General features: G+C 56.7%; 8 protein-coding genes. 4 read left to right on the top strand and 4 right to left on the bottom strand.

The window, feature by feature from the left end; genetic code table 11:
* Window positions 1–257 precede the first annotated feature (257 nt).
* From AAY81_RS09700 to AAY81_RS09690, 3 genes are all read left to right on the top strand, one after another.
* Window positions 258–1,688 (top strand): LuxR C-terminal-related transcriptional regulator, encoded by a 1,431-nt coding sequence (locus AAY81_RS09700; protein WP_169815819.1) that lies wholly within the window; start codon window positions 258–260, stop codon window positions 1,686–1,688.
* A 264-nt stretch (window positions 1,689–1,952) separates the two neighbouring features.
* A complete protein-coding gene (locus tag AAY81_RS09695) occupies window positions 1,953–2,141 on the top strand; it encodes a DUF4177 domain-containing protein (RefSeq protein WP_066664527.1) in 189 nt (62 codons plus the stop codon).
* Window positions 2,142–2,576: a helix-turn-helix domain-containing protein gene (locus AAY81_RS09690; protein WP_066664525.1), complete on the top strand. Its 435-nt coding sequence runs from the start codon at window positions 2,142–2,144 to the stop codon at window positions 2,574–2,576. It abuts the gene before it with no gap.
* 199 nt (window positions 2,577–2,775) lie between these two features.
* Here the strand turns inward: AAY81_RS09690 and AAY81_RS09685 are convergent, their stop codons facing one another.
* On the bottom strand, window positions 2,776–4,002 hold the full coding sequence (locus tag AAY81_RS09685) for a Fic family protein (RefSeq protein ID WP_066664515.1): 1,227 nt from the start codon (window positions 4,000–4,002) through the stop codon (window positions 2,776–2,778).
* 290 nt (window positions 4,003–4,292) lie between these two features.
* On the opposite strand from AAY81_RS09685, the gene AAY81_RS09680 reads away from it, so the two are divergent.
* Window positions 4,293–4,691: a (deoxy)nucleoside triphosphate pyrophosphohydrolase gene (locus AAY81_RS09680; RefSeq protein WP_240480589.1), complete on the top strand. Its 399-nt coding sequence runs from the start codon at window positions 4,293–4,295 to the stop codon at window positions 4,689–4,691.
* Here AAY81_RS09680 and AAY81_RS09675 read toward each other — a convergent pair.
* From AAY81_RS09675 to AAY81_RS09665, 3 genes are all read right to left on the bottom strand, one after another.
* Window positions 4,684–7,593 carry a DEAD/DEAH box helicase gene (locus tag AAY81_RS09675; RefSeq protein WP_169815818.1) on the bottom strand — a complete coding sequence of 970 codons (2,910 nt, stop codon included), beginning with the start codon at window positions 7,591–7,593 and terminating at the stop codon, window positions 4,684–4,686. The two genes, AAY81_RS09680 and AAY81_RS09675, sit on opposite strands and share 8 nt — an antisense overlap.
* Before the next feature lie 113 nt (window positions 7,594–7,706).
* Window positions 7,707–8,294, bottom strand: a complete 588-nt coding sequence (locus tag AAY81_RS09670) for a YqhA family protein (RefSeq protein ID WP_082867984.1) — start codon at window positions 8,292–8,294, stop codon at window positions 7,707–7,709.
* Window positions 8,295–8,486: 192 nt separating this feature from the next.
* Window positions 8,487–13,181, bottom strand: coding sequence for a carboxypeptidase-like regulatory domain-containing protein (locus AAY81_RS09665; RefSeq protein WP_066664514.1), 4,695 nt, complete (start codon window positions 13,179–13,181; stop codon window positions 8,487–8,489).
* Window positions 13,182–13,400: the final 219 nt, after the last annotated feature.

Raw genomic sequence — 13,400 nt, 5'->3', positions numbered from 1 at the left:
TGCGACTATGCAAAAAGCGCCCGCCTGCTACCTCCCATAAAATCCGTGTATTCCCGAAATTCCCGACCATAAAATAGGGGATATTTCAATTCACCCACCATTTCACCTGGAGTTATTCAATCTGGGTTTCCGTAGGCGGCCGCTTGCCCCTTGTCGCGCTTCGAAGGGTGCCAGTTCGGGTACAATGACCAGCAACGGAGGGAATTTGCTTGAACGGTACGGGGAGAACAAGGGACTACTGTATCGCCATGATCGGCATGGCGTTTTTCTGGGTGTACTTTCGGCACCAGGCGTTTTTTCAGGCGCTGTACCCGCTGGCCACATCGGCGGAAAGCGGGGGCCATGCCATGTTGTACGTGGCGGTCATGCTGGTGCTGTTGGTGTTGTGCGCCCTGGCCATTCCCCTTGCCCCGCGCATTGAAACGTTGCTGCGAAAGCATCCTGTAAGCGTGGTAGCGGCAGGGGCTGCGGGAAGCGTGGGCGCGTGGTGCGCGGTTGCTTCCTCGGGCGCTGCGGGCGTCTCTGCGCTGCAGGTAGTTTCGGTCCCCCTTGTGGCTCTGGGGTTCTTCGCCGCCTGCCTGGCCTGGGCGCGCTATTTCGTGCGCGTGTTCAGTGCTCGCGCTATAACGCTGCTGGCCCTTTCGTACGTGCTAAGCTTGGTGGTCCTTTCCTGCCTGGGATTCAATAGCCAGGTGCGCGATGCCATCGCCGTTGCATCGCCGCTGTGTGCCGCGCTCTGCTGGTATGCGCTGCCGCATCCCGCAACGGGAGAAGCGGCGGGTCCCGCGTTGGGGCTTTCCGCCGTTATCAAGAAGACCGATCCCTACGTGCTGCTCTTCATTGCCTTCCTTTTGGCGGGCAGTTTCGTGCGCGGCATCGTGGACCTAGGCGGCGCTACCGACTTCCGCTGGCCCATTTCCATCGCCATGGCTGTGGCCGTTCTAGCGGTGTGCGTTCTCTATCAGAGGGGCCGCTTCTTCCAGGGTGCAGGCGAAGACCCCAACGATGCCTCCAACGTGGAAGTGATGGTGCTCAAGTGTTGGGTCGCCCTGGCCCTGTGCTTTTTCCTGGGCGCCTTCGCGTTTCTTGTGGCCGGACCCGATTTCGTTGGTGGCCAGGTGGTTGTGGTATCGCGTTCTACGCTCGACTTCTTCCTGTGGATTCTGCTGTGCAACATGGTGAAACGCGGCAAGTTGCCCTTCGTGCCCGTGTTTGTGGCGTGCAGCATCTTCGTGGAAGCGCTTTCGTGGATCATCAGCTATTCGCTTACGCCTTCGTTGCTGCTCATAAGCGGCACAAAGCGGCTGGCCGCTTCGGAAATGCTCGTTCTCGTAATCGTGTTTGTCCTGCTGGCGCTCATTATTGCTTTCCTGGGTGTTATCGTGTTGCGGAATGCGAAGAAAGCTTCCGCCCCCGCGCTTTCCTTTGCCGCAGAGGCGCCCGTGCAGGTAGAAGCGGCGTCGGATTCGGCTGAGCAGGCGGACTCACTGTCCATCGCTCAGGCATATCACCTCACGGCGCGCGAAATGGAAGTGGCCGAGCTGTTTTCGCGCGGGCACAGCATCAAGAAGGTTGCGGCCACGCTCTTCATTTCCACGAGCACGGCGCAGAGCCACATAAAGAGCGCCTATCGAAAGCTGGGCGTGCATACGCGTGATGAGCTTATCGAAAAGCTTGGTAATGGGTAGCGCGCGGCCGTAGGCTCCTGGTGACAGAGGGACGGTTCTTCTGTCACCCGGCGCTGGGTCCTCGGTGGCCAACCATCCTGGATGAGGGGTGACAACAGAACCGTCCCTCTGTCACCCGCGCTGCTTGATGCATTGCCCGACGCCGGCTTTGTCAATCGAACCTTACATAGCGTGCGGGCAATTGCCGCCTTCGGTTGGTGGAGCTGCCGTTCGGCGCGATATACCATTGCATGCGAGGTATGAATCGTATGAAAGGAGCGAACGATGCGCTACGAGTACGTGAGGGTGAAGTTGGACAAGAACAACTACGCGATGAATGCCGACATGGAGAGCCATCGCGAGATCATCGATCTCATGGCTGCCGAGGGAAAGCGCTACGCGGGCTGGTTCCCCGTGACGCAGGGCCCGACGGGCAAGACGGTCGAGTTCGACCTTATTTTTGAGGTAGCCTAGATGGGAATCGGGGCAAACATCCAAGCAACGCGCCAGGCGAAGGGGCTTACGCAGGAGAGGCTTGCCGAGGTGGTTGGCGTGTCGCGCCAGACGGTTGCGAAGTGGGAGTCTGGCGAGACCTCGCCCGACCTGGAGCATGCCGCCGCGCTTGCCGATGCGTTGGGATGCACGATGGATACGCTTGCTCATTTTGACTCGGTCGGGACTGGGCTTGGCGCGCCCCCAAGGGGCAAGCACCTGTTCGGCAACGTAAAGGTGGGCGAGCGTGGGCAGGTCGTCATTCCCAAGGAAGCGCGCGAGGTGTTTGGTATACGGCCTGGTGACAAGCTTGTCGTTCTTGGTGAGGAGGGGCAGGGCATCGCGCTCTGCAAGGAGTCGGACTTCATGGCCGGCGTTGAGGCCGTTATGGAAGCCGTGCGCAAAGGCACTCGATGAACTAGGGGGTGACAACAGAACCGTCCCTCTGTCACCTTTGTCGTTGGCGAGACTATGCAGGTGAAGAACTACGATCGATACGATTGGGACATGTTCGACGCTGAGGCGCGCCGTCAGCGGCATGAAACCGTGTTCCCCAACGAGTTAACGCGCCTACCAGCTAGGTGCGGAGATAGTTGCTCGCCCCTGGCAGGGTGCGTTACGCGTCGTACGTGGCGATGAACTCATCCGTTAGCTTGAACGTGATGGGGTTGTAGCTGTTTAGCTTTTGGCAGATGCCTCTCTCTTCCAGGGCGGCAATGTATTTCCTTGCCTGCTGCTTTCCAACGCCCAGGTAATCAGCGATTTCCTGTACGGAGGCATCCCCGAACAGGCCGAATGCCTTGTACTGCAGGAGAAGGTGGATTACCTGCGCCTCTTTGCTTCTCAGCTTCACATTGCTTGTTATGTTGCCCATGATGCCATCTAGTTCGTCGAGCTTTCGGGCGCACGCTTCGAGCCTCTTGATGATAGCGAGCTGCGCTTCGCGGATGAATTCGAGCATGGTGTAGATGAAGAACGTGAGTTCGCCGTGATTGAGCTTCTCTTCCACGGATTTGAACGCCTGGTAATAGGCTGATTTATGGTCGGCTATCGTGCTCGATAGCGAGAGGGCGGTGGGAATCGAGAGCGGCTCGCTTAGGAAGAGCGATAGAAGATACCTGCCCGTTCTGCCATTCCCATCGTAGAACGGATGAGCGTGTTCGAAGATGTAGTGCGAAGCTATGGCGCTGTACAGGGACGGCATGGCATCGCTGCTTGCGAGGGCAAGCATCTCTTCCATTGCCTTGATGATGCGCGATTCGGGTTCGAGTCCGCGATGAAGAACGCGCACGCCGCCAGCGGTGATATCGACTCCTTCCCTGCGGAAGAGTATTCCATCCGGAAGGTCGGCTGGCGCTATCTCCCCAGCAGTGACCTTGTCGTAAATGGCGCGAATGTCGGCGGGGGATGCGGGAAGCGTCCCGGATCCGTCGACAAGGTTCATGTACAGGACGGCTAATTCCTTGAAGCGCCTGAAATCCGCGCTGTCGCTTTGAGCGGCATCGAGCGCGTCTTTGATTTGCCTGCGCGTGCTGTGAATGTCTTCGATGGCGTTGGTGCAAACGACCTCATCGAGGACCATGCTGCGCAGAATCGCACTTCCGACAATTTCGGGAAGAGCGTTGAGCGCGCTAGATACTTCGCGTTCGGTACGCAGGATGCGCTCGCTTAGAAGGGACAGCTCTCGCGGGACCGCAAAAAAGAGTTCGCCATTGGGCGTTTCGAAGTGCGTATGGAATGAGGATTCGGCGTTGCGGCGTGCGCGGAGCTCTTCGGCAGCCGCCTGGTCGCGCGAACTGCTTGCATCCATGTGATAGAGTTTCGTAAGCTCCTTGTACTCCATCGCTTTCCTTGCTGTGCCCGAAACTTATCTAAATTAGGCAATCGTATATATCTACTTCGTAGTATAGCACTCAAACTTATCCGAATTTGAGATTCGGATAAGTTTGAGTGCGTGCTTGTTACTGCGTTTCATGCAAACGAGTTAGTTGTTTGGGCTTACCCCGTGATTGGGCATAAAGGGGCTGGTTCGTGAGGCTGGCGTTCGATTCTTGTATGTGATTGGCCTCCCGTGATTAATCTCTTTGACGATCGGCTACAATGGCCCCGTTTGGTCTAAGAGCAGGAGCAGGAATGGATTTGAAGCGCGTAGAGGTTGTTGCAGCGATTATCGTGCGAGACGACTCGGTGCTGGCCACCGAAAGAGGCTATGGCGAATTCGAAGGCTGGTGGGAATTCCCTGGTGGCAAAGTAGATGAGGGGGAGACTCCCGAACAAGCTCTCGTTCGCGAGATTCGCGAGGAGCTTAACGCATCCATTTCGGTTGAAAGCTACCTGTGCACTGCGGAGTACGATTACTCAACGTTCCATTTGAGCATGCGTTGTTACGTGTGCAAGCTCATTGACGATGAGTTTGAGCTTCTTGAGCATCATGCTGCCCGCTGGCTGAATTCCGACAACCTGCGGGAAGTCAAATGGCTCCCCGCTGATATTCAGGTGGTTGAGGCGATTGAGGCTTCAAACGTTATTTAGCCGCAATCGCATCGAGATCGCTTAGGAAATAGTCGTACAAGTCTGCCTTTACGGGCGTTTCGAGTCGATACCAAATCTCGACAGCCGTCGTGGTCGTACCCTGCATGACAATCTGCTTGAATTTACCAGTGGGATGCATTTCTCCTAGGAAGTAGAATTCCGTGCTTTCGTCTTTGTCTTCCTTGTTCTTTCGGATGAACAGGAAGCATCTCATTCCGTTACGCTCCGCATTCTGCAGATTCTTGATTTCGGGTGAGCTTAGATTGCGGTTGCTTTTCGAAATGGCAATGAACTCGCGATCAGAGACGAACCTGTCTTCGTACATCGTCGTGATGCTGATCGTTGGGTCTTTCTGATAATTGACGAATACGGGAAACGTGTTCGTTTCTTTATCGTGGAAGTATCCGCCGACGTTTTGGAAGTTGGGCTCTTTGCTCCAGCGTAGAAGCCTGCAGATCTCTTCGCGCGTGTACTTCGCGTTCAGTACGAAATCGGTGTCCTTGTAGGTGTTTGCGTAATGGCGTTTGTTTCGGGCGAGCCCAAAAGCGATCGCATCGAGCACGCACGCCCTGAATTCGGTATTCGTCAAGGCTCGCTTGAAAGCGGGGCTTAATTCGAGAGCGCCCTCGTTTTCGCTGATGAGCTCCTGTCCGGCTTTGGAGAACGACCCGGTAAGAACGTTTACTGCTGATGCACTGCGCAAAGCGGAAAGCTTTGCCTGGGTTTGCGTGTCGGAGGTGGGTAGCGTGTAGCTGAGGTTATCTATGAGGCCCTTCAGCATGATGAGCTCTTCACGACGCTTGCCGTGGGCGAGTTTCTGGCTCAGGAACTTGAGCATATCGAGCTGCCGATCGGTGAACTTGTGGCTGCAGTCGTCATCGTGCTTTTCAAGGAAAGCTGCGTATGAGCCGTATTTCCTAATGATGATCATCGGGTCGATGGCTTCGTTTTCGTCAAATTCGACTAGCTGTGGGATGCGTCCCAACATGCGTTTCAAATGCTCGTATTCATCGCAGATGAGTCTCTTCTGGCTGAATTTTCCCTGTTCTAACGCTTTGAAAATGCGCGCCTCCGAAACACGGTCGAAAGTGATAGTAGAGCAGCCAGGGATGACGGTATCGCCTTCCTTTACGGCTTTGCGCAAGGTGTCTTTGTTGTAGGTGCGGTCGCCTGAGAGAGCAATGGGGACCAGGTAGTTCTTTTGATAATTGCCGATAAAGTCGAGTACGAGCGCATATTCCTTGTCCTTGCTTTTTCGCAGTCCGCGGCCAAGCTGCTGGACGAACACGATTGCCGATTCCGTGCGGCGAAGCATGATGATCTGATTTATCGAGGGGATGTCTACGCCCTCGTTCAGGATGTCTACCGAGAAGATGTATTGCAGCTCTCCGGCTTCGAGCTTTGCGATGGCGGCATCTCGAAGTTTTTCATTCGTTTCCCCGCTAATTGCGAGGGTGCGATAGCCGCGCTCGTTGAACAATTCTGATAGCCTCGTTGCTTCTTCATTGCGATTGCAGAAGATAAGGCCGCGGCGATTGTCCTTATCGACCGTATACTCTTCGATCTTTTGCGTGATGTGCCGGACGCGTTCTTCAGAGGTCAGATTGTTGAATAACGAAAGGTCGTCTACTGACTCGTCGTCGATGTCCAAATCCGCAATTCCGAAGTAGTGAAATGGCGCGAGCATGTCGTTGCTCAAAGCGTCTTGAAGCGTAATGTGATAGGCGATGACGTTGTTGAATAGGCCATATACGTCGTAACCGTCCGTTCGGCTTGGCGTGGCCGTCATGCCAAGGCAGAATTTCGGGGTGAAGTAATCCAGGATGGTTTGATAGCTCTTCGCGCCGGTTCTGTGAGCCTCGTCGATGATGATGTAATCAAAGGCATCGCGCTTGAAGTTCTCTAAGTGCTGAGATAGGGTGCCAACCATGGCGAACATGCATGTTCCGTCTTTGGGTGAAAGGCCGCTCTCGTAAGCAACGTATTTGAATCGGTCTTTGAGAACCTTCTCGAAGCTATGTTGCGATGCCGAGAGGATGCGTTTTCTGTGGGCGATGAACAAGACGTTCTTCGCCTCGGATGAAGCAACATCGAATGCTGAGAGATACGTCTTTCCTGTTCCGGTTGCGGAAACGAGGAGGGCACGTGGTTCTTGCGTATCGTGTAGTACGCCGAGCGCTTCCAGGGCATGCTCTTGCATTTTGTTTGGCTTAATCGATGTCGCCTTGCTCTCCGCAAGTTCGGGCGGCATAGCGTCGAGGTTATTTGCATGTGCCGTTGGCCTGCTCGGGCTGTTGAAGGCGCGATACTTTTCGTATTCGTCAATCCATGCGGTAGTAAGCTCTGCGCTTTGTTCGCTCTTCCATAGTGCGTCGAATTGCCGCCGTGCGTCGACAAGCAAATCGCCGCCTTTGTAGGTGTGAAAGAGAACGTTCCATTCCTTGTTGCAAGTAAGAGCCTTCTGCGTGAGGTTGGAACTGCCAATGATGATGGTGGCTAGTCCGTCTTTGTCGAAGAAGTAGCCTTTAGCGTGATGTTCTCCCTGATAGATGCGCGTTTCGATATTGGGGAAACCCAGGAGTTTCCGCAAAGCCCCAGGGTCGTTGAAACTCAGGTACGTTGAAGTGAGAATTCGTCCAGGTATATTTCGTTTCTTTAGCTCAAGCAGAATGGGGATGAGCGTCTGGATGCCGCTATCCGTAATGAACGCGACCGAGAAGTCGAAACTCTTGCAGTCACGCAACTCATGTTTGAGGACGGAAAGGACGTTCGTTCCCATCGATTCGTCGTTGGCAAGAATGCGCGGAGCATATCTGTTGTCGGCGCTGGGATCCGATTCGATGAAGCTTGACTTGAGGCTTTTCGAGAAATCGATGACGCTATAGGATACGTTGTCTTCCATGCCTGCTCTTTGCATTCGTAAGGGGTTTCCATCCATCTTCATTGATGTCCGGAGGCATTTCAAGATCCAAGGTCCAACGTATTGTTTGACCGGTCGGGGATGGCGAAAACGCTCTACTCCTCGGAGTTAAAGGCTGCGCGTATGAACACGGAGAGGGCGATGATGATGGCGGCGCACCCTAGGCCAAGCCACAGGGTTTCGATGCCTTGGCCTCCCTTTAGCACGTGCCCTAGGAAGAACACGCCAATCATTACGCTAATGACGCTGGTCAGGCGCTCTTTTAGGTCGTCGAAATCGTGAAATTCGAGCCACGAGGGCAGGGGTATTTTCTCGTTCACGAATAGGCTGAGCAGGCCGATCGAGAGTATGTAAAGCGCCACCGCAAGCAAGAACGTGTCGGCGTATTCGACGTACTCGATGGTGAGCTCGTGCAGAGAGCTTTCGCCAATCACGAATGCATACGATGAAGCAACAAGGTCTAAAAACGTCCCAACGGCCATAACGACGGACGCGATGAATAGACCTATCGAAGGCACGGTTGCCACGAATCGCGTTCGCCCTGTAACGGTGTCGGCCAGATAGCGCGCATTCCTTTTTCGCACCCGTTCGGCGCCTTCCTGTAGGGCATGGGGTACGTTGTCGGCGGGATGAGTGGATTCCGCGTTGGATTCCGTGGCGTCCTTTTCGGGGCTCGTGCTCATGTTGTTCCCCCTTCAAACGATGCAATCTAGGGTGGCAAGGGTAGTGGCAAGGGGACGGTTCTTCTGTCACCTTGTTCGCTGAGCCTTTGTTGGCCAATTGCTGCTGCGACACCGGGTGACAGAAGAACCGTCCCTCTGTCACCGGGTGCGTCCCTCTGTCACCCGTGGCGTCCTTGCTGCGTAGTTCGAACGCTATTGCTCTTCGTCGTCTTCGTCGTTCCTTTCGGCGCGCTCGTTGGCGAGGCGTCGTGCCGAATATGCCGTCATGGCCGCTCCAGCTGCTGCGGCAGCCGCAAGCACGCCGCTTGCGATGCCGAGCGGATCGGCCGTCTTTGCGGTCGAGCTCCGGTACGTGGACGACCCCGTCGTTGAATCGCTGCTGCTGCCGTTCCCGCTCTCGCTCTCGCTGCCGGAGCCCGTCACGGCTGCGTCGCCGAACTCGTCATCGTACCCTTCTTCGTAGTCGTCAAGATCGTCTTCGTACTGGACCTCGATGACGTCGAACGGGATGCCGTCATCGCTGTAGTCGTCTTCGCTGGTGCCAACCAAGTACTCAATGGCATCGCTGTCGTCGAAGCTGTAATCTTCGTCGTCCGCCTGCGCGCTGAGCGATTGGGTGCCCATCGTGCTCGAGCCTGCCAGAATGGTGTTTTCGGCTACGACGCTCATGCTCTTTTCGCCCGTCCACGAAGAGGGGACGTCCACCTTGATTTGGTATACGGCGGACTTTCCCGGGGGAAGCGAAAAATCGTCCTCGACGTTCTGCAGCTTGCCCTTTTCGTCCGCCGGGTTGAAGCCCGACTCGACGATTGCGTCCTTGAACACGACCTTTACTTCTGCCACGGTTTGAGCGTTGCTCCTCTCGCGCACCTTGGCCGTAAAGCCTGCCAGGAAGGTATTGCCATCGTTGCGTACCGTGAGGTTGAGCGTCATGGGTTCGCCGGGGTATGCAATTTCCGAAAGGGCCTCGACGCCCGTGATGTTCGCGCATCGCACGTTGGGTAGCGATGTGTACCAGATATCGGCCTTGCCCTTCGTAGCCTCGGTCAGGTCGCAGCTGACGAATGCCATGGCTTCGTTCTGCTGCGAGCCGATCACCTCGAGCGTGTCCATGTCGTGAGCGACTTCGGCAAACACGAACGGGTCGGAGAACTTACCATTGCGCAGCTTGCATGCCATGATGCGGTGATGCGTGACTTCGGGTAGGCTTTCCGCCTTTTCGGGGTCGTCCGCGGTGTTTTCGTAGGAGAAGCCAGGTGAGCCTTCTTCGCACGCCGGCCAGTAGATGAAATGGCCGGTTTTGTCGGTGCCGAATGCCGACGTTGAGAAGTTGCTTGGCCCTACTTCCTCGAACGAGAGCGAAGGCGAGCTGTCGGGGTTCACGAGCGTGCCCTTCACGAGCTTTCCGCCCAGCGACGCGAGCACGGCGCTGCGCCCCGGCCACGAGACCAGGCGCGTTGGCACGTTGCCGTTGGCGTCGGCCACGTTGAGCTTCATGAGGCTTCTCACCTGCGCGGCGGGCCTGTCTAGCTTGTCGTAGACGGACGTTGCCTCGGTTTTCAGCAGGTAGTGGTACGTCTTGCTCTGGCCGCGCAGCATGATGGGAATCCAGCTTGTCTCGCTCTTGTTGCTGCCCTTTTCCACCTTGATGCGCTCGAGCGTGATCATCTCGTAGATTGACGCATCGGTGATGGGGTCGGCTGCTGCTATGAGGCTGCTTACGTTGGCGGCCTTCATGTTGCCGTAGCGCGTGGTGAAGCAAACGCCCAGGCCCACGCTTGCGGCGTCGTTGGAGAGTACCTTGTCGGGGCTTGCGGCCGCGCGGTCAAGGTAGGTCGCAACGTACTCGCCCTTTGCCGTCTCGATGATGTGCGGGCACGAGAAGTTGTGGTACGTATGCGCGGAGTTGCCCGTGGCGGCGAATGCCGGGTCGGAGGTCTTTACCGAGAAGCCGTATTTGATTTCGAGCTTCTGATTCGTAAGCGTGAACTGGCATACTGCATGCGTGAATACCTGGTCACTTGCGGCCTGGCCAATGGTCGTGCTGTTGCCGTTCGCACGCTTGCCCGAAATGATGAACAGATCGAGTTCGGTGATGTAGTCGCCTTCGGTGCGCACGCGGATGTCGAAGTCGTAATCGAAGAGGTCGTCTCGCCCGTTCAGGCGGTCCAGGCTGGGGTTCTGCTCGTATGTGTGCTTGAAGTCCAGCACGCGCATGGGTTCGACCGTCTCTCCCGTGCCGACGATCTTCTGCGCGACGATGCGTGTGCGCTTCAGGGTGGCGCCATTCGAGCCCTTGATATCGACCGCGGCGATGCGGAACAGATAGCTGCTCTCGTGGAGTTTCACGACCTTTGTTCGGGGGTCGCTGAATACGCTTTGGATGATTTTCGTATCGCATTGGGGTACGAGGCCGGTATCGCTTGCGATGCGCATGGGTGCCGCTGCTCGAGGGCGCTTTACTGCCGTTCCGTCGCCGGCGATTTTGTTGGGCTTGCTCTTCACCGAGCAATGGCGGAAGTGCCTGACGGTCGTTTGCGCCGAAAGCTTGGGCTCGTCTTCCGATTGCGCGGACAGGCCCGTCGTGCCGTGCGTCTTCGCCCCGGAGACCGTGAAGGCCGTCATCTGATAGGGAATGCCGTCGTCGGTAACGCATTGCACGACGTGTCGTTCGAGCTTCGGGGTGCTGGCCAAGGCGCCATCGTCGTCCGACTGCGTGGAAAGCGATTGGCCGTCGAGCGAATCGTCGTCGATGTCGTCCCAGGTTCCCCAGCCCGAAACCGAACCATCGGCGTTGAAGACGAACCCCGACGTGTTGTCGCCCTCTTCGTCATCGTCGTCGATGTCGAGCCAGTAGGTGTCCTCGTCGGCTTCGTCGCTCAGGCAATCGCCCCAGTAGAGCCAGCTTTCGATGCTTTCATCGTCACAGTATCCAGCAACCTGGTCTTCCGTGAGAGCCCCATCAACTTCCTTGGTCTCCCATGCGATTTCGAATTCCGACCCTTCTCCCAGGCTTTCCTCCGTGATGATCGCCATGTCGTCGACGTTGCCGAAGATGGTATCCCACGATTCGTTGCCATCGTCTTGCGCTTCAAGGTCGGACTGACCTGTGAGCTTGGGTTTCCAGTTATCGTGGAATGCCGGCTTGTTCCACTCCCATAGAGTGTGCGTGACGGTGAAGATGAGCGCTTGGGCCACGACGTTCGCCTGGATTTTCAGTCCCAGCACGACATGGGGGTTGGTCATTTCCTTGGTGGCGTTGCTGGGAAGGGGGCCGCAGTTCACGAACAGGGTGAATGCGGCAACGCCCTGGATGGAGAGCGTCAGCGTGCCCTTGATGCCCAGGCCCAGCGAGAGCGAGAGGCTGATGGGTATCGTGAGGCTGATGCCCGTGTTGACGTAATCCATGCGGTACTTCGAGGGCGTGAAGATTTCGGGCGTCGATACGGCTACCGTGAGCGCCAGCGTAATGCCTGCGTTGAAGCCAAATTCGACGACGATGGGGATGGGTCCGGCCATGAACTGCTGCGCGTAGGAGAAGTCGAACGCGAGCGTTCCCTGCACGCCGAGCAATCCGCGCCACAGTCCGCTGTCTTCGCCCCAGCGCCCCGCAAGCATGCCGGCGAACATGGCGGTGGCAGACAGGTTGCTCGTAAAGCCCGCCTTCTTGAAGACGCCTTCTCGGCGTTTCGCGTCGCCTACGCTCTTCATCATCTTCTCGCGCGCTTCGTTGTTCTTCTTCCATTGTTCGGCGAACGTCTTGCGCGGGTGGCTCTTCCATGCGTTGGGGTCGGGCTCGCCGTTCTTGGACTTGTACCCAATCTCTTCGGATTTGTAGGCAATCTTGAAGTAGCCGAAGGGGTTGAACATCACATCCACGTCCAGGTCGGGAGTCCACACCTGAATCTTGTCGCCGCCGATGACGGGGATGCTCTTCGGGATCTCGATCTGGGGTTTCATGGTGCCCGTGTTGAAAGGCGAGAGGTACATCTTCGTGCTGGATGCCTTCGTGGCGCCCGTGGGCGCGGAGCATGTGGAGAGGCCGGTGGGTATCGTGTACGTGCCCGATCCCTGAATCATTTCCAGGTGGTACGTTCCCTTGCTGGGGAATGTGCTCTCGTGGGTTGCCAGGAGGAAGAAGTTGGTGAGTTCGGCGCTTGCCTCCGTGTGCTTGGCTTCGACTCCCGATGCTTGGGCTACGACCTTCTTGGTCTCGTTGTGCACGAGGCGAAGCGTAATGGGGCCGTAGAGCCCCGTTGCTAGGTCGATGCGTAGGGTGTGCTTGTCGTCGTTCGCGTCGGTGACGGCAAACTCGTTCTTCGTGTAGAGCACGTCCCATCCGTCGAATGAGATTGCCACGGGGTAGATCATCTCGCCTGATAGCTTGCGCGTGGGTAGAAGGACCCCTCGCGCGCCTTCCACCGAGACGCGGTGCGTGCGGAACTTGCGGTATCCCTGGGCTTCTACGTCCACTTGGGCGTAGAAGGAATAATGGGCCACGCCGTCAACGGTTTCCTTTTTCGCCAGTTCGCGAATGTCCACGATCAGGCGTCCCGAGCTATCAGTCGTTCCTGAAAGCTTCTTCTTGTTGAATTGCGACGTGATAGTCACGTTGGCGCCGGCGACGGGGACTTTCTTGCCGTCGGTCATGTCCGCCACGATGAACCCAGCCTCGTAGCTTTTCGCGATGATGATCTTGGTGGTGTTCGCGACGTTTTCGGCGGCGTATGCCTGCTCGGCTTCGAATGGCGAGAGGAAGCCCCCAGGCGCTGCGGGCAACATGACGATGGTGCCCACCGAAAGCTCGATGAACCTGCGGCGCGAAAGCGCGACTCCGCGCGCCAGCTGCGATTCGTTTTCCCCCTGCACGATGCTCGCGTTATCCATGCGGGCCTCTTTCCCCGGAATGACCCCAGTTTGTCTGGCCGTCGCGTGCGTTATCGAACGTGGCGATAAGGCGCATATCCCACATCATACGCCCTTGAATATAGTAAAAGCGCAGATGGGGAAGGGTGTTAGGCAAATGTTACCAACTTTATGGTATTTGAGGCCCAGTGTTTCCTGGGGCCTGATGAGGAGGTTTTGGCTGACGTGGCGTTTCACGTC

Source organism: Denitrobacterium detoxificans, from assembly GCF_001643775.1.
Lineage (GTDB): Bacteria > Actinomycetota > Coriobacteriia > Coriobacteriales > Eggerthellaceae > Denitrobacterium > Denitrobacterium detoxificans.
The sequence above is the reverse complement of the archived record's forward strand: the minus strand, read 5'-3'. Positions and strand labels throughout refer to the sequence as shown.

Bases quoted from the DNA above. Each gene is read 5' to 3' on its own strand.
- AAY81_RS09700 (WP_169815819.1), top strand. From the start codon at position 258: ATGGCGTTTTTCTGGGTGTACTTTCGGCACCAGGCGTTTTTTCAGGCG.
- AAY81_RS09685 (WP_066664515.1), bottom strand. From the start codon at position 4,002: ATGGAGTACAAGGAGCTTACGAAACTCTATCACATGGATGCAAGCAGT.
- AAY81_RS09665 (WP_066664514.1), bottom strand. From the start codon at position 13,181: ATGGATAACGCGAGCATCGTGCAGGGGGAAAACGAATCGCAGCTGGCG.
- AAY81_RS09690 (WP_066664525.1), top strand. From the start codon at position 2,142: ATGGGAATCGGGGCAAACATCCAAGCAACGCGCCAGGCGAAGGGGCTT.
- AAY81_RS09695 (WP_066664527.1), top strand. From the start codon at position 1,953: ATGCGCTACGAGTACGTGAGGGTGAAGTTGGACAAGAACAACTACGCG.
- AAY81_RS09675 (WP_169815818.1), bottom strand. From the start codon at position 7,593: ATGGAAGACAACGTATCCTATAGCGTCATCGATTTCTCGAAAAGCCTC.
- AAY81_RS09680 (WP_240480589.1), top strand. From the start codon at position 4,293: ATGGATTTGAAGCGCGTAGAGGTTGTTGCAGCGATTATCGTGCGAGAC.
- AAY81_RS09670 (WP_082867984.1), bottom strand. From the start codon at position 8,294: ATGAGCACGAGCCCCGAAAAGGACGCCACGGAATCCAACGCGGAATCC.